This is a genomic window from Microbispora sp. H13382 (assembly GCF_014161445.1).
Classification (GTDB): domain Bacteria; phylum Actinomycetota; class Actinomycetes; order Streptosporangiales; family Streptosporangiaceae; genus Microbispora.
In genome coordinates this window covers 524,466-550,521 of the sequence record NZ_JABBXA010000003.1, presented here as the reverse complement: position 1 = coordinate 550,521, position 26,056 = coordinate 524,466, and the positions used below count along the sequence as shown (strand labels likewise).

18 protein-coding genes are annotated in these 26,056 nt (G+C 70.5%); 6 read left to right on the top strand and 12 right to left on the bottom strand.

The genetic code is table 11. The features are described 5' to 3' along the window. Window positions 1–907 precede the first annotated feature (907 nt). The 4 genes from HHX41_RS09875 (at window position 908) to HHX41_RS09860 (ending at window position 5,141) form a co-directional block, all read left to right on the top strand. The gene (locus tag HHX41_RS09875) at window positions 908–2,344 is read left to right on the top strand and encodes an endo-1,4-beta-xylanase (RefSeq protein ID WP_182905652.1); all 1,437 of its coding nucleotides are present in this window, start codon (window positions 908–910) and stop codon (window positions 2,342–2,344) included. Window positions 2,345–2,490: 146 nt separating this feature from the next. Beyond that, entirely contained in the window at window positions 2,491–3,000 is a 510-nt protein-coding gene (locus tag HHX41_RS09870) for an HAD domain-containing protein (protein ID WP_211591999.1), read from the top strand. 75 nt (window positions 3,001–3,075) lie between these two features. Then, complete coding sequence (locus HHX41_RS09865) at window positions 3,076–3,969, top strand: sulfotransferase (protein ID WP_182905651.1); 894 nt, start codon at window positions 3,076–3,078, stop codon at window positions 3,967–3,969. Continuing rightward, window positions 3,966–5,141, top strand: coding sequence for a glycosyltransferase family 4 protein (locus tag HHX41_RS09860; protein ID WP_182905650.1), 1,176 nt, complete (start codon window positions 3,966–3,968; stop codon window positions 5,139–5,141). Before HHX41_RS09865 ends, HHX41_RS09860 begins: the two co-directional genes overlap by 4 nt. Before the next feature lie 119 nt (window positions 5,142–5,260). Here HHX41_RS09860 and HHX41_RS09855 read toward each other — a convergent pair whose 3' ends face one another. The 7 genes from HHX41_RS09855 to HHX41_RS09825 form a co-directional block, all read right to left on the bottom strand. Then, window positions 5,261–11,275, bottom strand: a complete 6,015-nt coding sequence (locus HHX41_RS09855; RefSeq protein WP_182905649.1) for a ThuA domain-containing protein — start codon at window positions 11,273–11,275, stop codon at window positions 5,261–5,263. A 132-nt stretch (window positions 11,276–11,407) separates the two neighbouring features. Then, window positions 11,408–12,259: a sugar phosphate isomerase/epimerase gene (locus HHX41_RS09850; protein ID WP_182905648.1), complete on the bottom strand. Its 852-nt coding sequence runs from the start codon at window positions 12,257–12,259 to the stop codon at window positions 11,408–11,410. Then, window positions 12,256–13,452, bottom strand: a complete 1,197-nt coding sequence (locus HHX41_RS09845; RefSeq protein WP_169982457.1) for a substrate-binding domain-containing protein — start codon at window positions 13,450–13,452, stop codon at window positions 12,256–12,258. Before HHX41_RS09845 ends, HHX41_RS09850 begins: the two co-directional genes overlap by 4 nt. Before the next feature lie 31 nt (window positions 13,453–13,483). Further along, on the bottom strand, window positions 13,484–14,497 hold the full coding sequence (locus tag HHX41_RS09840) for an ABC transporter permease (protein ID WP_182905647.1): 1,014 nt from the start codon (window positions 14,495–14,497) through the stop codon (window positions 13,484–13,486). Then, window positions 14,494–15,519 (bottom strand): ABC transporter permease, encoded by a 1,026-nt coding sequence (locus HHX41_RS09835; protein ID WP_182905646.1) that lies wholly within the window; start codon window positions 15,517–15,519, stop codon window positions 14,494–14,496. Before HHX41_RS09835 ends, HHX41_RS09840 begins: the two co-directional genes overlap by 4 nt. Beyond that, window positions 15,516–17,018, bottom strand: a complete 1,503-nt coding sequence (locus tag HHX41_RS09830) for a sugar ABC transporter ATP-binding protein (protein ID WP_182905645.1) — start codon at window positions 17,016–17,018, stop codon at window positions 15,516–15,518. Before HHX41_RS09830 ends, HHX41_RS09835 begins: the two co-directional genes overlap by 4 nt. Then, window positions 17,015–18,142 (bottom strand): Gfo/Idh/MocA family protein, encoded by a 1,128-nt coding sequence (locus HHX41_RS09825; protein WP_182905644.1) that lies wholly within the window; start codon window positions 18,140–18,142, stop codon window positions 17,015–17,017. Before HHX41_RS09825 ends, HHX41_RS09830 begins: the two co-directional genes overlap by 4 nt. 131 nt (window positions 18,143–18,273) lie before the next feature. Here HHX41_RS09825 and HHX41_RS09820 point away from each other — a divergent pair, with 131 nt between their 5' ends. After that, a complete protein-coding gene (locus tag HHX41_RS09820) occupies window positions 18,274–19,446 on the top strand; it encodes an ROK family transcriptional regulator (protein ID WP_182905643.1) in 1,173 nt (390 codons plus the stop codon). A 128-nt stretch (window positions 19,447–19,574) separates the two neighbouring features. On the opposite strand, the gene HHX41_RS09815 is transcribed toward HHX41_RS09820, so the two are convergent. The 3 genes from HHX41_RS09815 to HHX41_RS09805 form a co-directional block, all read right to left on the bottom strand. After that, a complete protein-coding gene (locus tag HHX41_RS09815) occupies window positions 19,575–20,102 on the bottom strand; it encodes an NUDIX hydrolase family protein (protein WP_182905702.1) in 528 nt (175 codons plus the stop codon). Window positions 20,103–20,388: 286 nt separating this feature from the next. Beyond that, on the bottom strand, window positions 20,389–20,550 hold the full coding sequence (locus HHX41_RS09810; RefSeq protein ID WP_220503881.1) for a hypothetical protein: 162 nt from the start codon (window positions 20,548–20,550) through the stop codon (window positions 20,389–20,391). A gap of 89 nt (window positions 20,551–20,639) precedes the next feature. After that, window positions 20,640–21,623, bottom strand: a complete 984-nt coding sequence (locus HHX41_RS09805) for a patatin-like phospholipase family protein (protein ID WP_169982451.1) — start codon at window positions 21,621–21,623, stop codon at window positions 20,640–20,642. 162 nt (window positions 21,624–21,785) lie between these two features. Between HHX41_RS09805 and HHX41_RS09800 the strand changes: the two genes are divergently transcribed. Further along, a complete protein-coding gene (locus HHX41_RS09800; RefSeq protein ID WP_182905642.1) occupies window positions 21,786–23,687 on the top strand; it encodes an MGMT family protein in 1,902 nt (633 codons plus the stop codon). Window positions 23,688–23,721: 34 nt separating this feature from the next. Here HHX41_RS09800 and HHX41_RS09795 read toward each other — a convergent pair whose 3' ends face one another. Continuing rightward, window positions 23,722–24,780 carry an ADP-ribosylglycohydrolase family protein gene (locus tag HHX41_RS09795; RefSeq protein WP_182905641.1) on the bottom strand — a complete coding sequence of 353 codons (1,059 nt, stop codon included), beginning with the start codon at window positions 24,778–24,780 and terminating at the stop codon, window positions 23,722–23,724. Window positions 24,781–24,792: 12 nt separating this feature from the next. Then, window positions 24,793–26,004 (bottom strand): acyl-CoA dehydrogenase family protein, encoded by a 1,212-nt coding sequence (locus tag HHX41_RS09790; RefSeq protein ID WP_169982448.1) that lies wholly within the window; start codon window positions 26,002–26,004, stop codon window positions 24,793–24,795. Window positions 26,005–26,056 lie beyond the last annotated feature (52 nt).

Sequence of the window (26,056 nt, the reverse complement as noted above, 5' to 3'; positions counted from 1 at the left end):
AGTCGATCGTGTAGCGGCCGGAGGCCAGGCGCTGCCACAACCCGATCCGGTAGCCGCCGGGCACCTGGGTGCCCTCGGTGATCGAGTCGCCCAGCGGCATGACCCGCACCCCGCCGTTGGACTCCGCGTTCGCGACGCCCGGCGCGGTCGCCGCGACGGTCACGGACAGGATCGCGGTGGTCAGCAGGCGCCTCCACCGTCTCCAACCGCCGGTGGACGGCCTCTCCGTGGAGCGGCGCCGAAGTGTTAACGTTAACATCTAGAGTTTGCCCAACCTTTCCGAGGAAGGCGAGTGGATGGGGGGTGATGGCTCTGGCGTGGCGGCGCGGTTCCCTCGACGGGGACCGTCACCCGGCGAGGGCCGGCTCCGTAGCGCTCGTCGGCATGGTTGTTAGCGCTAACAGATCGCGGCGGGTCACTGCTCCTCTTCTCACGGCGGCCGGTGGGTGGTGGTGCGCCGGAGCAAATACGAGACGGGAAGCTCCGTCAAGGGCCCCGGCACACGCCGTTCCACCCCTGCGCCCGAACCGGACGTCCGCTCATCAGGAGCTATCCGCGACGGCCGGGCCGCGAGCGGCGCAGACGTCGCACTGAAACTTTCATCGTCGGCTCGCCTCGCACCAGGAGACCACTGCCGCGTTTCCCGTGGCCCGACCGCTCATCGGAGGCCGCACAGATCAGGTGCGGCAGGACGAGGCGCCCGAAAGTTTCAGCGTAGTCTTGACACATTTCGGAGAGGTTTCCAGACTGAGTCCCCGAGAGGCGGTCTCTCCCTGCCAGGTCGGTGGTGAAGCGGGCAGGGGGTCGCCGTCCGCGACGCCCTCGTGGTGTGCGTTCCCGTGTGGGAACGCGGTGTCGATCCCGCGGATGTCCCCGCTTTCGGTGATTCAGTTGTGGAGGCTCAGGCATGGATTCAAACGCCACCCCCCTAGATCGGCTTCGGCGCCCACGCCGCGGGCGGGTGCTGCTCGCCGGCGCCCTCGGCGTGCTCGGCGCGATCACCGCATTGACGGTGTCGGTTCCCGCCGACGCGGCGGAGAGCACGTTGGGCGCGGCCGCGGCGCAGAGCGGGCGTTACTTCGGTACGGCGATCAGTGCGGGCAAGCTCGGCGACTCGCAGTACACCACGATCGCCGCCCGTGAGTTCAACATGGTCACGGCCGAGAACGAGATGAAGATCGACGCGACCGAGCCGAACCAGAACCAGTTCAACTTCACCAACGGCGACCGGGTCTACAACTGGGCGGTGCAGAACGGCAAGCGGGTCCGCGGCCACACCCTGGCCTGGCACCAGCAGCAGCCGGGCTGGATGCAGTCGCTCAGCGGCAGCGCGCTGCGCCAGGCCATGATCAACCACATCAACGGCGTGATGGCCCACTACAAGGGCAAGATCTACGCCTGGGACGTGGTCAACGAGGCCTTCGACGACGGCAACGGCGGCCGCCGCGACTCCAACCTCCAGCGCACCGGCAACGACTGGATCGAGGTCGCCTTCCGCACCGCGCGCGCCGCCGACCCCGCGGCCAAGCTCTGCTACAACGACTACAACATCGACAACTGGACCTGGGCCAAGACGCAGGGCGTCTACAACATGGTCAAGGACTTCAAGGCCCGCGGCGTGCCGATCGACTGCGTCGGCCTGCAGTCGCACTTCAACAGCGGCAGCCCCTACAACAGCAACTACCGCACCACCATCTCCAGCTTCGCCGCCCTCGGGGTCGACGTGCAGATCACCGAGCTGGACATCCAGGGCGCCTCCCCCACCACCTACGCCAACGTCGTCAACGACTGCCTGGCCGTCCCCCGCTGCAACGGCATCACCGTGTGGGGCGTCCGTGACCAGGACTCCTGGCGCTCCGGCGACACCCCGCTGCTGTTCAGCGGCGGCAACAAGAAGCCCGCCTACGACGCGGTCCTCAACGCCCTCAACGCCGCCGGCCCGAACACCTCGCCCAGCCCCACCCCGCCGGTGAGCCCGAGCCCGACCCCGCCGGTGAGCCCGAGCCCCACCCCGCCGGTCAGCCCGTCGCCCGGAACCTCGCCGGAGCCCGGCGGATGCAGCGCGACGATCAGTACGGTCAACTCCTGGCCCGGCGGCTTCCAGTCCGAGGTCACCGTCAAGGCCGGCAACTCGTCGGTCAACGGCTGGACCGTGAGCTGGACCTGGCCCGGCGGACAGACCATCAGCAGCCTGTGGAACGGCACGCAGAGCGGGTCCGGCTCCAACATGGTCGTCCGCAACGCCCCCTACAACGGCTCCATCGCGGCCGGCGCGACCACCACCTTCGGCTTCACCGCCAACGGCAGCGCGGCCACCCCGTCCCTCACCTGCACCAGGGCCTGATTCCTGAGGCCTGATTCCTGAGGCCCGATCCCTGGCGACCACACCGGATCCGGTTCGGACGACATGTCCGGCCGGATCCGGTTCGCGTTTCCGCACCTGGACGCCGGGTGGAGGGGCGACGCCGGCGGCGAGATGATGGCCGTGTGATGGACGGCGCGCTGCTGCTGCTGGACGTCGACGGGGTGCTCAACCCCGTACGGCGCTCCTCGCCGCGTTTCCGCCGGTTCGAATGCGTGGTGGAGGGCGAGGGGTTCCGTCTGCTGCTCGATCCCCGCCACGGCGCCAAGCTGATCGCGTTGCGCCGGGAGACCGGCGTGGCCCTGACCTGGGCGACGACCTGGGGCGAGCGCGCCAACGAGGAGATCGGCCCCAGGATCGGCCTGCCCCCGCTGCCCGTCGTCCCGATCGACGGCGACCCTCCCCGCCCGCACGGGGTGAACCTCAAGACCTGGCACGTCGCGGAGTACGTCCGGGGCCGGCCGTTCGTGTGGTTCGACGACGACCTCGGGCCTGCCGATCTGGAGTACCTGCACGACCATCCGGGGGTCGGCGAGTTCCTGGTCGTCTCCGTCGACCCCCGGGACGGGCTGGGTGACGCCCACCTGGACGCCGCCCGCCGGTGGCTGACCGCGCCGAGGCGGCGGATCGCCTGGTGACAGTCATGGGGTCACAGGTGAACAGGGGGTTGATTCTCAGGGAATTCCCCGGAAGCACCGGTAGATTCGCGGGCCATGACATGGCAGCGGAGGATCAACGGCGCACTCGTCAGGTTCACAGGAGTCCAGCTCACCCGTGTCCGGCCCGCCGCGCCGTCGTCACCGAAGGCTCACGCACCGGCTCCGGCGCCCGAGGAACTGGTGCGCCCACCGGCCGACCCGCGCACCGACCGCCTTCTGGTCGCTCCGGTGTTCGTCATGTCCCCGGTGCGGTCGGGCTCCACCCTGCTGCGGTCGATCCTGAACGCCCATCCCGATCTGCACGCCCCGCATGAACTGCACGTCCGGCGGCTGACCGTCGGATTCGGCACGCCGCTGGCCCGCAAGGCCATGGAGGCGCTCGGCCACAACCATGCCGACCTGGAGCACATACTGTGGGACCGGGTGCTCCACCGCGAACTCGTACGCAGCGGCAAGCGGACCATCGTGGACAAGACCCCCGCCAACGCCTTCGCGTACGCCAGGATCGCCGCCTGCTGGCCGGACGCCCGGTTCATCTTCCTGCTGCGTCACCCCGCCTCCATCGCCGCGTCCTGGTACGAGGCGGACCCCGTCAAGCGCACCCGGGAGGAGGCCGCCGCCGACGCGCTGCGCTACATGAAGGCCGTGCGGCGAGCTCAGAAGGCCCTCACCGGCCTGACCGTGCGCTACGAGGAACTGACCGCCGAGCCGGAGAAGACGACCCGCGCCATCTGCGAGTTCCTCGGCGTCGAGTGGGAGCCCGGCATGCTGGCGTACGGCGAGCAGAAGGTCGTGCAGAAGGGCCTCGGCGACTGGAGCGACAAGATCCGGTCGGGCACGGTGCAGCCGGGACGCGACCTGCCGGGGCCGGACGAGATACCCGATCTACTCAAACCCGTCTGCCGCAGCTGGGGCTACCTGCCCCGTGAGGAGGGCAGGCGCGGATGAGGATCCGATACATGCTCCTGCACGCGTACGGCATGGGCGGCACGATCCGCACCGTGGTCAACCAGGCGAACGCGATGGCCGCGCTCGGCCACGACGTGGAGATCGTCAGTGTGGTGCGCCGCCGTGAGGAGCCGCAGTTCCGGCTGCATCCCGCCGTCGCCCTCAACACGCTCGTGGACCAGCGGGCCGGCGTTCGGGCCGACTCCCTCGGCCGCCGCATGTGGCGGCGGCTGCGCGGCAAGATCGTGCCGTACGGCGAGTTCGCCGCCGGCTACTTCACCGAGCGGGTGGAGAAGGCGGTCATCGACTACGTCTCCTCCCTGGACGACGGCGTGCTCGTGACCACCCGCCCGGCGCTGAACCTGATCTCCGCGCGCCGCGCCTCCAAGAACGTCGTGCGGGTGGCGCAGGAGCACATGAACCTCGGCACCTATCCCGCGACGCTGCGCGGGGAGATCGTCAGGCACTACGGAGCGTTCGACGCGGTCACGGTGCTGACGGCCAGCGACCAGCGCGAGTACGAGCAGGCGCTGCCCGGCACGAGGATCGTGCGGATCCCGAACGCGGTCCACGCGGTCAACCAGACGCCGTCCCGGCAGGAGCACCCCGTGGTGGTCGCCGCGGGACGCCTGGTCAAGCAGAAGGGCTTCGACCTGCTGCTCCCGGCGTTCGCCCAGGTGGTGAAGGAACATCCGGAGTGGCGCCTGCGCATCTTCGGCACCGGCCCGAAGAAGGCCGCCCTGCGCGCGCTGATCGGCGAGCACGGCCTGTCCGCGCACGTGACGCTCATGGGCCGGACCAACCGCCTCGACGACGAGCTCGCCCGGGCCTCGATGTACGCGCTGAGCAGCCGGTTCGAGGGCCTGCCGATGGTCATGATCGAGGCGATGACGCACGCGCTGCCGATCGTGGCCTTCGACTGCCCGACCGGCCCCGGCGACGTGCTCACCGACGGGACCGACGGTGTCCTGGTGCCCTGCGGGGACGTGGACGCCCTGGCCGCGGCCGTCAACCGGCTCATCGCCGACCGCGACCTGCGGCTGCGCATGGGCGCCGCCGCCGCGGCGACCGCCAGGGAGTACGCGCCGGAGAACGTGATGCCCCTGTGGGAGAACCTCTTCACCGAGCTTCTGGGCGCCAGGACGGCCGGCGACGCGCACGCGCGGCGCTGACCCGGCTCACGAACGGCCGGCGCCGCGCCGCGCCGCGCGAGAAGACCAAGTGCCGGAGCACGCGTGGCGTGCTCCGGCACCGGTCGGGAGCCGGCCGGCACCGGCTCCCCGTCATCTACTCACAGGCGGGCCCGCAGGTAGGCACCGGCCGCGAGCAGTTGCGCGCGGGCCGACTCGTCGGCGACGGTACGAGCCGCCGCCGAGAACCGGTCCAGGGCGGCCTTGGCCTGGTCCGGCCGGTCCGCCGCCGCCGTGGCCTTGGCCGCTTGGAGCTGGCCGAACAGGCGGTCGGCGAGCTCGTCGCCGAGCAGACCCTCCGCCTGGTACCGCCGCACCAGCGCCTGGGTCTTGTCGTAGGTGGCGACGATCTCGAAGGCGACCGTCACCTCCGTGACGTTGCCGGCCAGGTCGGTCGCCACGACGGCCAGCTTGTGACCGCCCGCCGTGGGCTCGACACCCGCACCGCTCTCGATCGCCACCCCGTCCAGGCGGAGGACCACCGAGTCGACGGTAGACGTGGCGTCCCGCGCCGCGGCGGCGATCGGCAGTGAGGTGCCGACGTCGTACTTGCCGCCCTTCGTCACGCCGTCCACGGTCACGACCGGGGCCGTGGTGTCGACGCGCAGGGACACCGCTTTCGGCGCGGAGACGTTGCCGGCCTCGTCGATCGCCCGGAACCGCAGCTCCCGCAGGCCGTCCTCGGTCACCCGGACCGGCTCGCGGTACTGGGTCCAGGCGCCGTCGCCCTGGGCGAACTCGATGCGGACAGGGCCATCGCGGTCGTCGCTCGCCGACGCGGTGACCGTCGCCGGCGAGGTGTACCAGCCACGCTGGCCGTTCGGCTGCGCCGGGTCGACCGACACGGTCAGGCTCGGTGCCGTCGTGTCCAGGATCCGGAAGTAGTCGAACGCGACCGTGACCGGCTGCGCCTGCTCCGGACCCAGCGCCATCAGGCCGAACGAGGTCATCGCGGCGTCGTTGGTGACCGGCTGGCCGAGCGAGGTCCAGTTGACCCCGCCGTCGCTGATCTGGGCCGAGTAGGTGTTCCCACTCCGGCTCAGGCGCAGGTAGTACCAGCCGCTCTCGGACGAGTCGGCGATGTCGATCGACCGGTTGCCGCCGTTGCCGAACTGCGCGTTGCGTTCCGAGACCAGCTCGGCACGCAGGTCGGCCGGCGTTCCGGCGTTGTTGTTGGCGACGACGTCGAACTTCACGTAGTTGTCGTCGTCGTTGTAGACCAGGAAGCCGGCCAGCTGCCACTTGTGCAGCATCGTCGGCGTCAGCCTGGTCTCGATCGTCCAGTTGCCGGCGGCGACGTCCCCGGGGATCTTCTGCAGGATGAAGTTCCGCGGCGAGGCGTTGTTGGTGCCGTTGATGTCGCCCGGCTGGGTCTCGATGCGCAGCGCACCGCCGCTCACCGCGACCTTGGACGAGTCGTACCGCACCACCGAGTTCCACCGGCAGCCGTCGAGAGCGCTGCCGTCGAACTCGTCGCCGGGCGCGCGGACACCGTCGTCCGTGCCGTCCGGCGTGATGGTGAAGTGGTCGAACACGGCGTTGACCCGCGCCGCCCCGGTGTCCCCGGCGGCCACGGGGCCGACGGTCGCGTTCGGGATGACGTTCGCGGAGCCGGCGAGCGCCGTCCAGTTCTGGCCGTCGGCGGAGTACGCCGCGGTCAGCTTCTGACCGTCGCTGACCAGCCTCAGGTGCGCGGTGGACGGGAAGTCCGTCGGCACACCCACGTTGGCGTGCCAGGTCCGCGTCCCGCCGGCCTCGGTCTGGAACTCCATGATCCGGCCGCCGGACGAGTTACGGGTGAACGCCAGCTTGACGTAATCGTTGTCGGTGCCGTGCATGAGCAGACCGGCGTGCTGCCACTCACGGTTGTGCGGGATGGTCACCTTCGTGGTGATCGTCCACGCCCCGGTCTTGGCGCGCTGGCCGACGTAGCTGATCGGCCCGGTCGCACCCTCGTTGATGTCACCGTTCGTCACCGGCAGCACCAGCCCGCCGTCGGCGACCCGTACGGGGAGGTTCGGCGCGTTCCGCACCGTGCTCCACCGGTTGGTGTTCAGCGTGTCACCGTCGAAGGCGTCCGAGCCGCGGATCGCGCAGATCGGCGCGGTCTCCGGCGGTGACGGGTGGATGGCCCGGTCGACCAGCGAGAAGCCGCTGAACTTCACCTCGCTGGTGGCGGACGCGTTGTGCGCGGTGACCGCGAGGCCGATGTCCTGCGGGCCTGCCGCGCCGGGCAGCGTCACCGGGTCGCCGACCAGGGCGAACGACTTCCCGTCCTTGCTCCAGTACCCGTAGTACTTCCCGCCGTCCCGCACGATCCGCACCCAGGACGGATAGCTCGTCGTGCCGGCGCCGGTGCTGGCGTCGAGTTGGCCGTTGCCGTCGGTGTCGCGCAGCCACTCGAACCCGAGGCCCGCCCGCAGCGTCATCGCCGCGTACCCGGGCGATACGCCGGGACGCGTCATGTCGTTGCGGACGATCAGGCCGGCCTTGGCGGAGTTGTTCGTGTTCGTCTGGCTCTCGATCTTCACTGTGGCGGTCCAGGTGTCGCCGGCCGCCGCCGGCAGATACACCGAGCCGTACTGGTCGGTGCCCTGCCACATGTTCTCTCCACCGGCCTTGACGATCCAGGTGTCCTGGTCCGGCCGGTCGAAGCCGGCGGTGGTGTTGGCGTAGGTCTGCCAGGCGCCGAAGAGGTTGCCGACCTCGACCTGCACGATGCGGGACTTCGTGCGGTGACCCTTGTCGTTCGTCGCGACCGCGGTCAGCTGGTAGCGCTTCTCCTCGGGGACGTTCCAGGTCACCGAGTACGGCGCCGTGGTGTCGGCCCCGATCGACGTGCCGTCGACGAAGAACTCGACCTTGGTGATCCTGTTCTCCGCGTCGCTCGCGTCCGCGGTCACCTGGATCTCGCCCGGCTCCAGCTTGTCGGCCGGCGTCGGAGAGGTCACGGCGACCTTCGGCTTGCTCGTCGGTGAGATGCCCTTGCCGTCGGCCTCGATGAAGTTCAGCCGCCGCTCACCCGCACCCGGGAACACCGCGTACAGGGTGAACGTCTTGCCGGGGTCGGACACCTCGACCGGAACGTCGACGTAGCCGCCGCTCGTGGTCGCCGGCACCTGGGCGGTACCGAGCAGTTCACCGTCCGGCGCGCCCCGCCGGAGCTCGATCTTGCTCGCGCCGGCAGCCGACACGCGCAGGATCAGCCGGTCGACGTTGTGCAGGTTGACCGGGTCGTACGACGCCCAGGCGCCGTTCTGGCCGGTGATGGAGTTTCCGTGCCCCTCGATGTCCCGCGACGGGCCGACCGTCACCTTCGACGAGTCGGCGAAGAACTCCGCCTCCCGCTGCTTCGGGAACATCAGCGTGGTGTCCGAACCGGTCAGGCTCGGAGTGTCTCCCGCGCCGCCGGAGTCGGAGTACCGGCCGTCGAGCGCGTAGAAGACGTTCATGTCCTCGCCGTGCCCGCCACCGAGGGCGGCGACCACCGAGCCGGTGCGACCGTGCAGCGGCTCGGCCGGGTGCGCGTGCTCGTCGTGGCCCATCGCCGGCTGGATCACCACGTCGGCGTCGTCGATCTCGGTGTCCTCGGCGTCGGTGACCGACAGGTCCCAGCTCACCTCGTCGCCGAAGTCGAAGAACGCACCGTTGGGCGGCAGGTTGAACTTCACCTCCGGCCGGGTGTTGCCGACCGTGATCGGCACCGTCGTCATCCCGGTCTTGCCGGCGGGGTCGGTCACCGTGAGCCGGGCGTTGTAGACGCCGTTCGCGGTGTAGGTGAAAGTCGGCTTCACCTCGGTCGAGTCGACGACGCCGTCGTCGGTGAAGTCCCACTCGTACCGCAGTTCCTCCTTCTCCGGGTCGCTGCTGCCCGAGCCGTCGAAACGGACCGGCAGCGGCGCCTGACCGGAGTCCGGCGAGGCGCTGATCTTCGCCGTCGGCGAACGCGAGCCGGAGATGTAGTCGACTCGGTACAGCCCCGAGTTCGGGTTGTCGCGGCCGAACCCGCCACCCCAGTCCAGCACGTACATCGAGCCCTCGGGACCGAACTTGGAGTCGATCGGTGCGAGGAACTGCTGCTGCGGCAGGAACGGATTGACCTTCTCGACCCCACCCTGCCCGTTCGTGGTGACCGAGTACATCTTGTTCCGGGACCACTCATAGAAGAACGGCTTTCCGGCGTAGTACGCCGGGAACTTGGTGTCCGACTGCAGGTTCGGGTCGTAGTCGTAGAACGGGCCGCCCATCGGAGCCAGGCCACCACCCTGCGGGATGACCGACGGCACCGAGGACCGCTTGTAGCCGTACCACATCGTGGCCGGCTTCGCCGGCGGCAGCTCGGTCAGGCCGGTGTTGCGAATCGAGTCGTTGACCGGCTTGGCGCAGTCGAAGTACGAGCCGACGGTCACCGGGTTCGTCCGGTAGTCGACGTCCCGGAACGGCTCGTTGTTGCCCATGCACAGCGGCCAGCCGTAGAAGCCGGGCTCGGTGATGAGGTTCCACTCGGCGATACCCGCGGGGCCCCGGTTGTCCGGGTTGTCGTTGCTGTTGTCCGGCGAGTAGTCCGCCAGCCCGATGGCCCCGGTCTTCGGGTCGATCGAGAACCGGAACGGGTTGCGGAAGCCCATCGCGTAGATCTCCGGCCGGGTCTTCGGCGTGCCCGGCGCGAACATGTTGCCCGCGGGGATGGAGTAGGTGCCGTCCGGCTCCGGGCGGATCCGCAGGAGCTTGCCCCGCAGGTCGTTGGTGTTGGCCGAGGTCGCCCGCGCGTCGTGGAAGGTCCCGTCCCGCTCGGACAGCGGTGCGTAACCGCCGGACGGCTCGGAGTGCGGGTTCACATCGTCGCCGACGCCCAGATAGAGGTTCCCGTCCGGGCCGAACACGAGGCCGCCGCCGGTGTGACCGGGCTCGTCGGGGAGCCGGCGCGCCGGCACCTCGAGCAGGACCTTCTCCGTGGCGCGGTCGATCTGCGAGCCCGGCCCGACGGTGAGGCGGGACAGGCGGTTGACGAAGTTCGCCGGGTCGCTGTCGTTCGCACTCGCCGGTGAGTAGTAGATATAGAGGTAACCGTTCTTGGCGAAGTCCCGGTCGAGCGCGATGCCGAGCAGCCCGTCCTCACCGCCGGAGTACACGGGGATCGTGACCGCCGTGGAGGTGGTCCTGGTCCGCGGGTCGTAGACGCGGATCTGGCCGCGCACCAGCTCGGTGAAGAAGACCCGGCCGTCGGGCGCGACGTCCATGGCGTACGGGGCGCTGGTGTTCTGGTCCAGCGCGACCCGCTCGAAATTGTCCCATTTGGTGCCGCCGCAGTCGCCCTGCTCCATCCCGGCGGCCCACTTCACGCCACCCACGATGTGCCGCACCAGCGCCGCCTCGCCCGTGTAGTGGGCACCGAAGTGGCCCATGCCGGTCACCCAGGCGCGGCCGCCGTCGTACGGCTTGCACCAGGAGATCGGGTGGTCGTAGCCCATGGCGTTGCTGCCCGGGTTGTAGGTCGTCTCGTCCATGGTGGCGAGCACGTGCGCGTTGCCGCGGACGTTGAGCGCGTAGTTGTACCACTCGTCGGCGCGTGCCCACCGCTGCGGCAGGTGCTTGGTGGACGGGTGGACCTGGTCCTCCACCCGGACGGTGCCGGGCAGGCCGGGGCTGGTGCCGGTGGCGGCGTGACCGGGCATCAGCGTGCCGATCATGTTGTCCCACCACGTGTAGTTGCCACGCATGTCGGTGGCGTTGTGGATGGCGACGATGCCGTGACCGGCCCGCATGTAGCGCTCCATGGCCGCCTTCTGGTCGGCGGTCCACGGGTCGCCCGAGGCCTGGAACATCACGAGCGCGTCGAACTGCGCGAGGTCCGCGTCGTTGAAGACGGACGCGTCCTCGGTGTGCTGCGAGGTGATGCCGGCCTCGGCGAAGGCGGCCTCCAACACGGGAACGCCCTGCTCGATCGCCTCGGTGTGCCGGAACTGCGTGGTCTTCGTGAAGATCAGCACGTGGGCTTTGTCGTCCGTGCCCTCGTGCGCGGTCGCCGGCGTGGAGCCGATCATGGTCAGCGCCAGCGCGCTGACCACGGGTATCGCGAGCCACCGTCCCCACCGGGGACGCCAGGTCACGTTCATGAGATGCGGTACCTCCATGACGCGAGGAACTACTGGTGTGGTCGTGACCGTGCGGCGTGCCGGCGCCGTCGGACTGGTGTTGAGTTGGCGTCGGGTCTGTCAGGGCTGTCGGGTCCGTCGGGTATGTCGGGTCTAGGGCATCACCCCCCTGAGGAACTCAAGTCCGCCCAGAGCGATCGCGTCCTGGCTCACGGCGAGTGGACGCCAGATGGAGGCGGCGGTCGCGATCGTCGCGTTCTCCGCGGTGAACGACTCGATACACAGCGGGCCGGCGTAGCCCGCGTCGTCGATCGCGGCGAGGATGGCCGGCCAGCCCAGGTGGTCGGCGCCGGGCGTGCCGCGGTCGTTGCCGCACACCTGGACGTGCGCCACCCGGCCGGCGGCCGCGCGGATCGCCGCCGGGATGTCCGTCTCCTCGATGTTCTGGTGGTAGAGGTCCAGGGCGACGCCGCAGTGCGGCAGGTCACCGATCGCTTCGAGGGTCTGGCCGACGGTGTTGAGCAGGCTCGTCTCGTACCGGTTGAGCGGTTCGACGGCCACCGTCACGCCGGCCGCGCCCGCGTACTCGACCACGGGGGCGAGGCTGTCCCGCAGTTGCGCGTACGCGGAGGCCCGCTCGGCCGGCGACATCCGCCAGGTCCGGCCGACCGAGGAGTACGCCGGACCGGCGATCACCGGCGAGCCGACCGTCGCGGCGGCGTCCACCACCCCGAACAGATAGTCCTGGGTGGACCGGATGGTGGCCGGGTCCGCCGCGACCAGCTCACGACCGGGCGGCATCACCAGGCATACGGTGGCGCCGAGACCGTGATCGGCGAGCACCCGGGCGGCCCGCCGCGGCTCCCAGTCACCCGGGTTCTCCACGGGGAGTTCGAGCACGTCGAAGCCCCACCCCGCGACCTTGGCCGCGAGGGCGGCCAAGGTCGCGTCGGTCAGCGGCGAGGTCCACACCCAGGTGTTGACCCCGAGCCGATGTCTGGTCACTTCCACGGCCCCGGGTAGCCCGGCATGTCCTCGCAGCCGCACATCGCGTAGTGCAACGGCGGCATGTCCTGCTTGACGTACTCCTTGACGTTGTCGCCGGTGATCCGGGGCTGAGGCAGCACCCACTCCTTCGGCACCTGCTCGCCCTTGAGGATCTTCAGCGCCGCGATGATCGGGGTCCGCCACTGGTAGGTGGGATAGGTCGGCGCGACCGCGGTCAGGCCCTCGTCGGCCCACAGCCGCAGGAAGTCCTGCTGGTCCTCGCCGACGATGGCGGGCACATCGACCCCGGCGTCCTGGAACGCCTCCGCCGCGGCGACGGCCGTGGCACCGGCGTCCATCCACACACCGTCGATCTGACCCTCGCGCTGGATGTAGTCGGTCACGATGCCCTTGGTCTTGGCCGCGTCGCCGTCGGTGAACTCCACGCCGACCACGTTGAGCCCGCTGCCGGCGAAGATCTCGTTGGCGGCCGCCCACCGCTGCTCGAGCACGTCCACGCCCGGCAGGATGCGCAGGGCGAGGACCTTGCCGCCCGGCTTGACCTTCTCCTTCAGGAACTCCGCGCCGTCCGCCCCGAAGGCGAAGCCGCCGATGGGGTGGATGAAGGTGGCCTGGCAGTCGGTGTTGACGCCTCGGTCGAACACGATCACCGGCACGCCGGTCTTGCACGCCTGCTCGACGGCCGGCGTCAGCGTGGCGGTGGTGTTCGGCGAGATGATGATCGCGGAACAGTTCTGGCCGGACAGCGACTGGATGTCACTGATCTGCTTGTCGTCCTTCGCCTCCGCGTCCAGCACGGTGAACTTGGCGATCTCCGGGTGCAGCTTCACCTCCTGCTGCATGGTCTTGTAACCCACCTGCCGCCAGGGGTTGTCCACTGAGGCGTTGGAGAAGCAGAGGGTGTAGTTCCCGCCCGGCTTCGCGAACTTCGCGGTGTCGACCATCTCCGGCTGGAGCATCTGCTCCCACGGCTTGCCGTCCGGGCCTTCCGGCGTGGCGTTGCGGAACGCCAGCTGGCGGTCGTACTCGGCCTGGTCGAAGAACTTGGACTTGCCCGCGTCCGAACTGGGTGATCCACCGCTCGAACTGGGTGATCCCGCGCTCGGGGCCTTGTCGTCGGGCAGGTCGCTTGAGCACCCGGCGAGCGCGAGCGCGCCCGCCACGACCACTACGGCCCATCTATTGATCATTATCGTTGATCTCCTTACTACCGGGGGGACTTCAGGAGGATGCGGGTTGCGCGGGTCGCTCGGGGTTCCGCTGTTTCGGCCACAATCGCAGCCGCTGCCGTACGCCGCTGCCGAGGGCGGCGTAGGCGACGGCGGCAATGATGATCACGCCCTGCACGGCCGACTCGAGGGCGCCGCTGACGCCGAGCAGGTTCAGCAGCGTGAACAGGGCCTCCAGGGACAGTGCGCCGGCGGCCGCCGCGACGACCGACCCGCGCCCACCGCCGAGGAGCACGCCGCCCAGCACGACGGCGGTGATCGCCCGGAACTCCAGGCCGTTGCCGACCTGCGCCGAGACGCTGGCGAACCCGCCGAGCAGAATCGAGGCGACCGCGGCGAGCAGTCCGGAGAGGACGAACGCGAGCAGCCGGAGCCGGTCGACCCGGCCACCGGACAGGCGCACGGCGGCCTCGTTGTCGCCGGCCGCGACCAGCGCCCGGCCGGTGCCGCCGCGCATGAACAGCGCCGCGGCCGCCAGGATCGCCAGCAGGATGAGCACCGACCACGGGACCGCGCCGAGCACCGGGACATCCACGGCGCCGCGCCCGAACATCCGGAACCCGGCGGACAGCGCACCGCGTGGCGCGCCACCGGTCCACAGGAAGATCGCGCCGTCGAGCACGAGCAGCATGCCGAGCGTGACGATGAACGACGGCACCAGGAGCTTCGTCGTCACCAGCCCGTTGACCAGGCCCACCAGCAGGCCGAACCCGAGAACGAACAGGATCACCCACGCCGTCGCCGACTCGCTCCCGTTGATGAGCCGGGCCGCGATGACCACGCCTGCGGTCACCAGCGCGCCGACCGACAGGTCGAATCCGCCGGAGACGATGACGAAGTACTGCCCTATCGCGAGGATCATGAGCGGCGCGGCACGTTTGAGCAGCGCCAGATAACCGGACGGCTCGTCGTAGGCCGGGCCGGCGATCGCCAGGCCGACGAGCAGCAGGAGCAGCACGACGAGCACCGGCGCGGTGCCCTCGGCCAGGCGAGGACGCCAGGTCATGTCAACCTCCCGCGGGCCCGATTGGCCGTCATGCGCCGGGCGTAGAGCGCGACCGCCGTCACGAGCACGACGCCGCGCACGACGTCCTTGAAGAACGGATCGACCTCGAGGTCGTCGAAGATCGTGTCCAGGGTGGCCAGGATGAAGACGCCGCCGATGGTGCCGACGACGCCGCCCCGGCCACCGGCGAGCAGGGTCCCGCCGAGCACGACGGCGGCGATCGACTCCAGGTCGTACCCGGCGTCGGTGCCGACGTACGGGGCGCCCGATCCGAGCCGGCTGGCGAGGTAGATCCCGGTGAGGCCGGCGGCGACCGAGCACAGCACGTGCGCGGTGACGATGGTCCGGCGGGTCGGCACCACCGACAGCCGGGCCACTTCGATGTCCCCGCCGACGGCGTACATGTGGTAGCCGGGACGGGTCCGCGACAGGTACCACCAGGACAGCGCGGCGACGGCCAGCATGAGCAGCGCCGCGACCGGCACAGGGCCGATCCGGTCGTAGCCGAGGTGCTGGAAGCCACGCGGTACGTCCCCGGCCGGGCCGGTGTAGGTGTCCTCGAGGTAGCCGCGCAGGATCAGCGCCACGCCGAGCGTCGCGATGAACGCGTTGGCCTTGAGGACGGTGATGACCAGCCCGTTGACCAGACCGACGCCGGCGGCCACCACGAGCGCGAGCAGCACGCCGGGCACGATCATGCCGTCCCGCCCGCCCATCGTCTCCGCGGCGATCAGCGAGGTGAGGCCGACCAGGTAGGCGACGGACAGGTCGAGGGATCCGGTGAGGATCGCCATCGTCTGACCTATCGCGACGAGGCCGAGCGCGGTGGCCCGGGTGAAGATGTTGAGGATGCCGGCCTGGTCGAGGAGGACCTCGCCGCGGAGCCCGACGAGCACGCTGCCGACGACGAGAAGTGCGGCGAGTGCGATGTAGACGATGGCGACCGGGGTGAGTCGTCGGTGGAACGCCGGCCGCGTGACCTTCCGCGTGACCGGTACGGTGTTCTCCTCGAGAGCGCTCACGCCGCATCACCGACCCCGTGCCCGGTGGCCAGCGCCATCACGGCCCCCTCGCTCGCGCCCGCGGGCAGCTCACCGGCCGGCGCACCGTCGTGCATGACGAGGATCCGGTCGCTCATCCCGATCAGCTCGGGGAGCTCCGAGGAGATCATCAGCACCGCCACGCCGCGCTTCGCGAGATCGCGCAGCAGCTCGTGTACAGCCCGCTTCGCGCCGACGTCGATGCCGCGTGTCGGCTCGTCGACGACCAGCACCTTCGGCTCGACCGCCAGCCACTTGGCGAGAACGACCTTCTGCTGGTTGCCGCCGGACAGGAAGCGCACCTCCTGGTGCTCGCCGCGGGCCACCACGGTCACCATGTCGAGCAACGCCTTGACGTCCGATTTCGCCCGGGAGCGTGCGCCACTCAGCGCGGCGCGGCGTACCAGCAGCGTGTTGTCGCGTACGGACTGACGGAGTGCCAGCCCGTCCCCTTTGCGATCCTCGGTGACCAGCGCGATCCCGAGGCGCACCGCGGTCCGGGGCCGGGTGACCCGCTGTGCCACCCCGTCGACTTCCACCACGCCGCGGGTGAACGGCTCGACGCCGAACACCGCGCGTGCGACCGCCGAGCGGCCGGATCCCTGCAGCCCGGCCAGCCCGACGATCTCCCCGGCGCGCACCTCGATGTTCAGGTCACGAACGCGGTCGTTGCCGGCGCCGCGCACCGCGAGGCGGACCGGCCCGAGGTCGTCGGGGGCGGCCCGGTCCGGGTAATACTCGCCCAGGTCACGGCCCACCATGTGCCGGACGAGGTCCTCGGAGGTCAGCTCGCCGGTCGGGGCGCAGGTGACGAACCGGCCGTCCTTGAGCACGGTGATCCGGTCGGAGAGGTCGAACACCTCCCGCATGCGGTGCGAGACGTAGAGGATCGCGATGCCCCGCTCGCGCAGCCGGCGCACCAGGTCGTAGAGCAGTTCGACCTCGTGATCGGCGAGCGCCGCGGTCGGCTCGTCCATGCCCAGGACCCGAGCGTCGGTCGACAGAGCCTTGACGATCTCCACGACCTGCCGCTGGGCGACCGACAGCGACGACACGGCGTCGGTGGGATCGATCCCGTCCTCGCCGAGCCAGTCCAGCAGCTCGCGGGTGTCGGCCACCATGCGCCGCCGGTCGACCTGCATCCCCCGCACGGGCTCGCGGCCGAGGTAGACGTTCTCGGCGACACTGCGGTGCGGCAGCAGGGTGAACTCCTGGTGGATGATGGCGATGCCGGCCCGCTGCGCGTCGGCCGGGCCGGCGAAGGACACCTCGGCGCCGTCGACCTCGATGGTGCCGCCGTCTGGCCGGTGCACCCCGGCCAGCACCTTGAGCAACGTGGACTTGCCCGCGCCGTTCTCGCCCATGACCGCGTGCACCTCGCCCCCGCGCAGTTCCAGGTCCACACCGCGCAGCACCGGCACGCCGAGGAAGGACTTGGTGATCCCGGTCAGCCGCACGTTCGTCGCGATGCCGGAGGTCATGCCGGCACCTTTCTCCACGCGCCGTCCGCGGCCGCCGAGGCCAGCACCGTCTCGGTGATCCGGACGGCGCGCAGGCCGTCCGCGAACGTGGGCAGGCCGTCCGGCGCGTCCTCGCCGCGCACCGCCCGGTAGGTGTCGGCGACGAACGCGTCGAAGCAGTCCTGGTAGCCTTGTGCGTGCCCGGCCGGCAGCCGGACGTAGCGCGCGGCGGAGGGGTGAAGCGTTCCGGGGTCACGCAGAAGCGTCTGACTGCCCTCGCGCCGGCCGACCCACAGTCGCTCCGGGTCCTCCTGGTCGAAGCCGAAGCTCGCCTCGGTGCCGGAAATCTCCAGGTGCAACCGGTTCTTGCGACCCGCGGCGACCTGCGACACAACCAGAGTGCCGACCATGCCGGCGGAGGTCGTGAAGTGCACGGAGGCCAGGTCCTCGGTGGGCTTCCCGTTCCCGCGGGCGCGCTCGTGCACGACCGCGGTGCGGGCGGACAGGTGCGCGATCCGGTCGCCCGTGACGAACTCGAAAAGGTCGCACCAATGCGAACCGATGTCGGCGAAAGCTCGCGACGGCCCGCCGAGCGCGCCGTCGACCCGCCAGTCGTCGTCCGACGGGCGGGATAGCCAGTCCTGGAGGTAGCCGCCGGTCACACTGGCGACGACGCCGGCCTCGCCCGCGGCCAGCCGCGCCCGCAACTCACGCACCATGGGGTGGAAGCGGTAGACGAACGGCACCGCGGCCACCCGATCGCCCGCCGTCTCAACGAGCGCGACGGCCTCGGCACTCCCGGTGGCGAGCGGCTTTTCGCAGATGACGTGCACACCGGCGGCGAGCGCGGCGGCGGTGACGGGGGCATGCGACGCGTTAGGCGTACAGACATGCAGCACGTCGATCTCAGCGTCGTCGAGCAGGGCCGCCAGGTCCGGGTAGCCCTCGTCCGCACCGACCGCGCGTGCCGCGGTGACGGCCCCCTCGGGGCGGGACGCCACCGCGGCCACGACTCTGGCCCCAGCGCGCCGGGCCGCCTCGGCGTGCACCTGTCCCATGAAGCCCACGCCCACAACCGCCACGCGCAGCGTCGGCTGCTCGGATTCGGGCCCGCCAGACGCCCGTAGAAGATCGGTCACTGACATGCGTTGAAGGTAAGCGAACTTATGTCGATCGTCAACGAAAGTTTTGCCTTGATCGTAGAAACTTTTGGCGATGCCGGTCTCAACTGGTTGCCGGTGCCGACGGAAGGCGGTAGCTTCGCTTTAATTGAGGGGTGAACCACGGGCAAAGCGCCACCCCGACGTCGCCTGGCGAGCTGCTTGGGCTGCTGCGGGACGGGAAAGCGCGCACCCGTACCGAGCTGGCGACCGAGACCGGACTGGCCCGGTCGACCATACGCCTGCGTCTCGACGCGCTCATGAACGCCGGGCTGGTCACCAGTGGGGGCGACAACGCCGCCACCGGCGGCCGGCCTGCGAGCAAGTTCGTGTTCAACGCCCGCGCGCGCGTGGTGCTGGCGGCCGACGTCGGCGCCACCCACGCCACCGTCGCCGTTGCCGACCTGACCAGTGAGCCACTGGCCGTCGAGAGGCTCGCGCTGGACATCGCCGACGGGCCCGACGCGGTGCTGGGCCTGCTCATCGACACCTGGCGACGGATGTGCGCCGACCCCGGCCTCACCGCTCCCGTGGCCGGTGTCGGTGTCGGGCTGCCCGGCCCGGTCGAGCACTCAACCGGCAAGCCGGCCCACCCGCCCATCATGCCGGGCTGGAACGGGTACGACGTGCCCGCGCGGATCGCCGCCGACTTCGCCGTGCCGGTCCTGGTGGACAACGAGGTCAATCTGATGGCGCTCGGGGAGCACGTCCGCTGCTTCCCGAACGAGGAGAACCTGATCTTCGTCAAGGTCGCGACCGGCATCGGCTCAGGCCTGATCAGCAACGGCCGGTTGCATCGAGGCGACGTCGGCGCGGCCGGCGACCTGGGGCACATCCTGGCCCCGCACGCCTGCGACGTGCGCTGCCGCTGTGGCAACAGCGGCTGTCTGGAGGCCGTGGCCAGCGGGCCCGCCATCGCGGCCAAGCTCCGCGCCGCCGGCCTCGATGCGACGACCAACGCCGACGTCGTGGCCCTCCTACAGGCCGGCAACGCGATCGCCGGCCAGGCGGTGCGGCAGGCCGGCCGGGACATCGGCGAGGTGCTGGCCGCCGGCGTCAGCCTGTTCAACCCATCACTGATCGTGGTCGGCGGGGCGCTCGCGCAGGCCGGCGAGATGCTGCTGGCGGGCGTGCGGGAGTCGATCTACCGTCGCTCGCTGCCGCTGGCCACCGAGCGCCTGCGCATCGTCACCTCACAGGCCGGCGAGAACGCGGGCGTCGTCGGCGCCGCTGCGATGGTCGTCCAGCACGTCCTTTCCCCCACCGTGCTGGACCGCGAGCTGGCCTAGAGACCGCCCGGGGACCCCGGCGCCACTCGCCGATCTCGCCATGCTCACGGCACGCGAGTCGCGGAACGCCCGTCAGGCAGCGCGACGACGGCTCAGCGCAACGGGGAGGCGCTCGTTGGCGTTCCCGATCAGGGCAGGCGGCCGACGTAGGCGAGCGCCTGCTTGAGCAGCACGCCCTGGCCGCCGGTCATCTCCTGCTGCACGATCGGGGAGGCCGCCTCCTCCGGCGTGAACCACTCCAGGTCCAGCGCGTCCTGCCTGGGCCGGCAGTCACCGCGTACGGGGACGATGTACGCCAGCGAGACCGCGTGCTGCCGAGGGTCGTGGAACGGCGTGACCCCAGGGGTGGGGAAATACTCCGCCACGGTGAACGGCGTCGGCGAGACCGGCACGCTCGGCAGCGCCACCGGCCCGAGGTCCTTCTCCAGGTGGCGCAGGAGGGCGTCGCGGATGCGCTCGTGGTAGTACACCCGCCCGGACACCAGCGCCCGGCTCACGGTGCCGTCGGCGCCGATCCGCAGCAGCAGGCCGACGCGGGTCACGGTGCCCGTGTCGTCCACGCGCACCGGCACGGCGTCCACGTACAGGATCGGCATCCGGCCCCGCAGCGACTCGATATCGTCGGGGGCGAGCCAGCCTGGCGTCGTTTCGGTCATTTCGGTCACGGGTCGATCGTACTTGCCCAGGCGACAGGTGGTTCGCAGGTCGGCGCAACCCGCACCGCACCCCCTGCGACCTGCTCCCCTGCTGGCACGCGGCGACGAGAAGCCTTGGCCACGCCGAGTCACCCGGTGGCCGCGACGACCCCGCCGCGGGCGCGGACCGTGCCGTTGTGACGCCAGATTCGCGGGTTGACACCGGCGGGCGCCGATCCCTCGGGGAAATTCGCCAGGACCTCCCGGGCCGCGAGCCGGCGGAGCAGCTCGCGTGCTCCCTGCCGCTTCAGCGTCGTCTGATAGGCGGGGCCAGCACGATCGGATCGGCCGGTTCCGCGTCGAACGGGTTCGGGTCGAGGTGCGGCCGGTCGATGACGACCACGGTGCCCGGCAGACGCTGGAAGGACAGGCCCCACAGCAGCCTGCCCAGCAGGCAGGCGCCGTGCACGTCCGACAGGATGTGCCACGTCTCGTGGAAGCGGTTGGTGGAGAACCGGGGCTGTGGCCCTGTTCATGAAAGCGCCGCGCGGGCGTCCGTCACAACTGAATTAGCCTGGGCCGGTGCCGGTGATCCTCCTCGTGCGGGGGGCCCAGCGGGCGGGCGAGTACGGGGTGCGGTTCGCGCCGCTCCAGCCAGTGGGCGGTCGACAGGGTCGCCCGCTCGATCATGTCGGCCGTACCGCGGAAGTCGACGGGCAGCACCTCGACCGGGCACAGCGGCGGCAGCACGTGCAGGCGGGTCCGGCGCGTGTTCTGCCTGATCGAGGCGCTGATGCGCTGCTCGCTGAGCAGGTTGTAGCCGTGCAGGGCCATGGCGATCGCGGTCGACGGGGCCGCCGGCAGATGGCAGGAGAACCCCGGTGCCAGCAGGTACGCCTCGTCGGCGCCCGCGTCCACCGCGTAGTCCAGCGTGGTCAGGTCCGCGACGCCGCCGTCCATGAGCATCCGGTCCCCGATCGTCACGGTGGGATACAGGGCCGGGATCGCGGTGCTGGCCAGCAGGGCCGGCAGCGCGGGCCCCCGCGACAGGACCACCGGCCGTCCCGTCCGCACATCCGCGGTGAGCACCGACAACGGCGTCCGCGTCTCCTCCAGGTGCCGGATCGGCAGGATGCGTTCGAGGAACCGCCGCAGGGAGGAGTTGTCGAACAGGTAGTTGCGGCGGCCGAGCATCGCCGCGGCCAGCGTGGCCGGGTTGAGCGGGAAGGTGTAGTTGAGCACGCCGAGCGCCCGCAGGGCTCCCCGTACGGGATGGAAGGGCAGGTTTCCCGCAAGAGCGCGCAGCACGTCGGGCCCGCTCACCGGGTACACGTCGTGGCTGCTCACCGACAGCCACAGCCGGGCCAGCTCCTCCACGCCCTCCTCATCCGGGTGTGAGGCGTAGTAGGCGCCGTTGAGCGCCCCGATGGAGGCGCCGACCACCATGTCGGCGCGGATCCCGTGAGCGGTGAGCGCGCGGAGCATGCCGACCTGCGCGGCTCCCAGGCTGCCGCCTCCCCACAGGATGAACGCCGTCGTCATCGGCCGCTTCCCCACCCTCCCCCGCCCCGGTCCCCCTTCCTACCCGTACGCCCTTGTTTCACCCGCCGTCCGGAGAGGTGAGGGTTACGTGAGACGAGGGACTTTCACCGAGCCCTTGTTTATCCTGCCGGGGGCGACAGTTGAAAGGCAGGAATCCCCCCGATGGCCTATGCCGACAAGATCTCTCCCATTCTCCGTGCCACGCTCGAGCTCCTGCGTGAGGCCGGACGGCCGCTGCGACCCGAAGAGGTTCGCGAGGAAGTCGAAGGGAGAGTGGCGATACCCCCGGATCTCCGGGGGCCCAACGCGCAAGGCCAGGCGCGCTGGTGGGCGCAATTAGGTTTCCGCACGGGGGAGGCCGCCTCACTTGGCTGGATGACCAAACGGAACGGCTGGGCGATCACCGAAGCCGGCGTCCGCGCGCTCGACGACTTCGCGGGCACCGAGCTCTATCGCGAACTGGCGCGTCAGTACCGGGCGAGGAGACTGCCGCCGCAGGGTCGTGTCTACAGCGACCCCCGCTGGAACATCGTCCTGACGGCCCTGGAGCGTCTCGAACCGGGCTACTGGACCACGTATGGCGACCTCGCGGCCCTGGTGGGCATGTCGGCACAGTCTGTCGGAGGCTTCATGGCCGAGAGCGCCGACACCGGCCATGCTCATCGGGTCCTGCAGTCGGGAGGACGGATCTCCGCTCAATTCCGGTGGCTGGACCCGGAACGGACCGATGATCCGCGTGAGGTGCTCGAGAAGGAAGGCCTGACCTTCGACCACGCCGGCCGAGCCGACCCGCAGCGTCACATCACCGCCGACCGCTTCCGCGCGATGCTCGCCCGGAACGGCGTCGTCCTCCCGCCCGTGGGCGGTCCCCAGCCTCCGCCCGACCCGACTCCTGCCGCGTTCGAACAGTTCCGGCAGAACCTCGAGTACGCCCGGCAACTCGTCGACGGCGGCCGCAGTCTGGAGCTGCTCGCGGTCGGCTCCTTCGACGTCACCGACCTCTACCGTGCGGCCTGGACCCAGGCCGTGGCGGCCCTCGACCACTGGGTCACGCGTGAGATCGTCGACCGGGCCGTCGCCCTGGCCCTGACTCCGGAAGTTCCCCGCCCTCCCAAGTTCAACAATCTGAGCATTCCCGTCGAGCTGTTCGAGAGGATTCACTATGGCGACGAATCCCTCGGGGAGACCTTCCGCGCTCACCTGGAGCGGCATTTCTCCTTCATGACCTTCCAGAACCCGGAGAAGATCAAGGAAGGATTCGCGTACGTCAGCACGGTGAACCTCTGGGTGAAGGTCGCCGAGGTCCTGACCGGCCGCGACGCGAGGAACCCGGTCACCGCGGACGGCGTACGCACGAGGCTGCGAGAGATCGCCTGGCGCAGGAACAACATCGCCCACACCGCCGACCACGATGCGCGACGCCCCGGGCAGAAGACCCCGATCACCGCCGACGAGGCGAAGGCGACCATCGACTGGCTCGCAAGGATGGCCGCGGCCATCCGGCAGGCTCTCGGCGACCCCTTTCCCCCCGTGCCCCCCGACGCCGCCGCGGGTGAGCTGCGAGCCGCTCCCGTGACGGCCGAGGAAGGACGGGCCGCCCGGGGAAAGCACACGTGGGACGAGGCCGGATTCCTCCAGGCCGTCGAGCGGTACTGTCCCGCCGACGTGCGCGACACACTGCTGGCCGTCTACCGTCACGCCGAGAGCCACCCGTCCTTCCACGAGTACTACTTCGGCGAAGGCGAGTATCCGTCGGTGACCGCCTGGTTCAATCTCGGCTCGGACACGGCCTCCGTATGGAGCATCTACACGAGTCCGGCCAAGTCGGTCCTGGCTGTCAATTTCGGGTCAATCCGCCATCACGGCGCTTCGGAAGAACGGATGGCGCGGCTCGCCGAGAGGCTGGGCGCCCTTCCGGGATCGGCTCATCTGCGCGACCAGCTCGAATCCGCCGACTACGCGAAATACCCGTCGCTCCAACCGGCCGCCCTCGCGCGTCCGGAGTCCCGGGAGGTCATCATCGCGGCCCTGAACGAGTTCCTGACCGGCGAAACACCCCACTGACCACGGCGACCGCAGGCCTTCTCGCCCGGCGAGATCACCACCCCGGGTAGCGGTCGAGCCAGAACGGGTCCTCCGGAGGCGTGTACTCGCTGCCGCCCGGGCTGTCGGTCACCTCCGACACCAGGTCACGTGCGAGGGTGTCCATGACCCAGGCCGACTCCAGCCTGCTGAGGAGCTCGACCGGCCACACGTCGACGCCGTGCAGGGCTCCGAGCACGGCGCCGGCGACGGCGGCGACGGAATCACCGTCGGGCGCCGTGGCGGCGAAGGTGAGCGCCTCCATCGCCTCGGCCGGCTCGGAGCAGGACGCCGCGACGTACACGCCGCCGAGGAAAGCGGATGGCGCGGTGGCATCGGGTGCGATCCGCGCCAGCTGGGCCTTCTGCCGGGGAGTATGCCGGGCCTGGGCGAGGACCGCACGAGCCTCACCGAGGAACGTCCCCACGTCCGGCGGCCAGGGCCGGTCGGCATCGGGCTCCGCCGCTTCATCCAGAGAACGAGTGGACAGGCACCGCCAGGTCAGGATCACAGCCGCCGCCGTCGCCTCGTACGCGCGCGGGTCGCCGTGAGTCAGCGCGGCCACGTCGCGGGCGAGATCCGCGAGCTGGTCCGCACTCATCGTCCGGGACAGGGCGGCCAGCGGCAGCGATCGGGTGAGGGCATGGCAGCCGCGGCTGTGCGTGGCCGGCCGGCGAGTGGTGCCCTGTTCCGGCTGGTTCAGTGCCTTGACGGTGGCGGGTGCGGACCCGCGCCGCTCCCTCAGTAGCGGCACGCCGGCGAGCCATCCATCCGGCCAGTGCTCCGATCCGTCCGACCACTGCCGATTCTGGTCGTACACCTCGATGCCCTGCAGTGCGGCCCATCGGCAGTAGGCGTGCCACACCACCGACGGCGGGTGACAGATGCCCTTGTGCGCCGCGCGGACCGACGCCCGGATGACGCCGTCGATCGTGAAGGCCGCCAGCTGCGTGCTGACCCCCGCCCGGATGGGCCCGGACGCGGGCACCGCGCCACGGCTCAAGCTTTCGCCCAGTGCGAGGCCCAGCACGAGGCCACGGACCCGGTTGGCCCAGGTGCCCTGGTCAACACTCATCTGACAGGCGCCTCAGCGGACGGGCAGGCCGGTGACGGAGCGGCCGATGATGAGGCGCTGGATCTCGCTGGTGCCCTCGAAGATGGTGAAGATCTTGGCGTCGCGGTGGAAGCGCTCGACCGGGTGCTCGCGGGTGTAGCCGGCGCCGCCGAGGATCTGGATGGCCTGCTCGCTCACCCAGACGGCCGTCTCGCTCGCGACCAGTTTGCTCATCGACCCTTCGGCCTGCTCGAACCGCCGGCCGTGGCGGGCCATCCACGCGGCCCGCCACGTCATGAAGCGGGCGACGTCCACGCGGGTGGCCATGTCGGCCAGCAGGAAGGCGACGGCCTGGTTCTCCCCGATCTTGCGGCCGAACTGCTCGCGCTCGCGGGCGTAGTCGCGGGCGTACTCGAAGGCCGCGCGGGCGACGCCGACGGCCATCGCGGCGACGAGGGGGCGGGTGGTCTCGAAGGTCCGCATCGCGGCCTGCTCGCCCGAGCGCGCGCCGGCGCGCACCCGCGCGAGCCGCTCGTCGAGCTTCTCCTTGCCGCCCACCAGGCACCGCCCCGGCACCCGTACGTCCTCCAGGACGACCTCGGCGGTGTGGGAGGCGCGGATGCCGTGCTTCTTGAACTTCTGCCCCTGGGACAGACCCCGCGTGCCAGGCGGGACCACGAAGGACGCCTGACCCCGGGTGCCCAGGGACGGGTCGACCGAGGCCACGACGACGTGGACGTTGGCGATGCCGCCGTTGGTGGCCCAGGTCTTCACGCCGTTGATGACCCACTCGTCCTTGGCCTCGTCGTAGACGGCCCGCGTCCTGATCGCGCCGACGTCGCTGCCGGCGTCCGGCTCGGAGGAGCAGAACGCCCCGAGCTTGACGTCGTCGGGAGTGCCGAACATCTGGGGCAGCCACTCCCCCATCTGCTCGGGGGTGCCGTTCGCGGCGATGGATGCGGCGGCCAGGCCGGTGCCCACGATCGACAGGCCGATGCCGGCGTCCCCCCAGAACAACTCCTCGAACGCCACGGGCAGGCCGAGCCCCGACTCCTCGAACCACTGCTGCGCGAAGAAGTCGAGCGAGTACAGTCCGATCTTGGCGGCCTCCTGGATGACCGGCCAGGGCGTCTCCTCACGCTCGTCCCACTCCGCACCCGCCGGGCGGACGACGTCCCTGGCGAACTCGCGGACCCAGTCGCGCACCTCGCGGACGTCGTCGTTCAACTCGGGGCAGAAGGTCATCTCAGGCTCTCCTCTCCTTCAAGTGTTACCAACGGTAACACCTCGGCGGGAG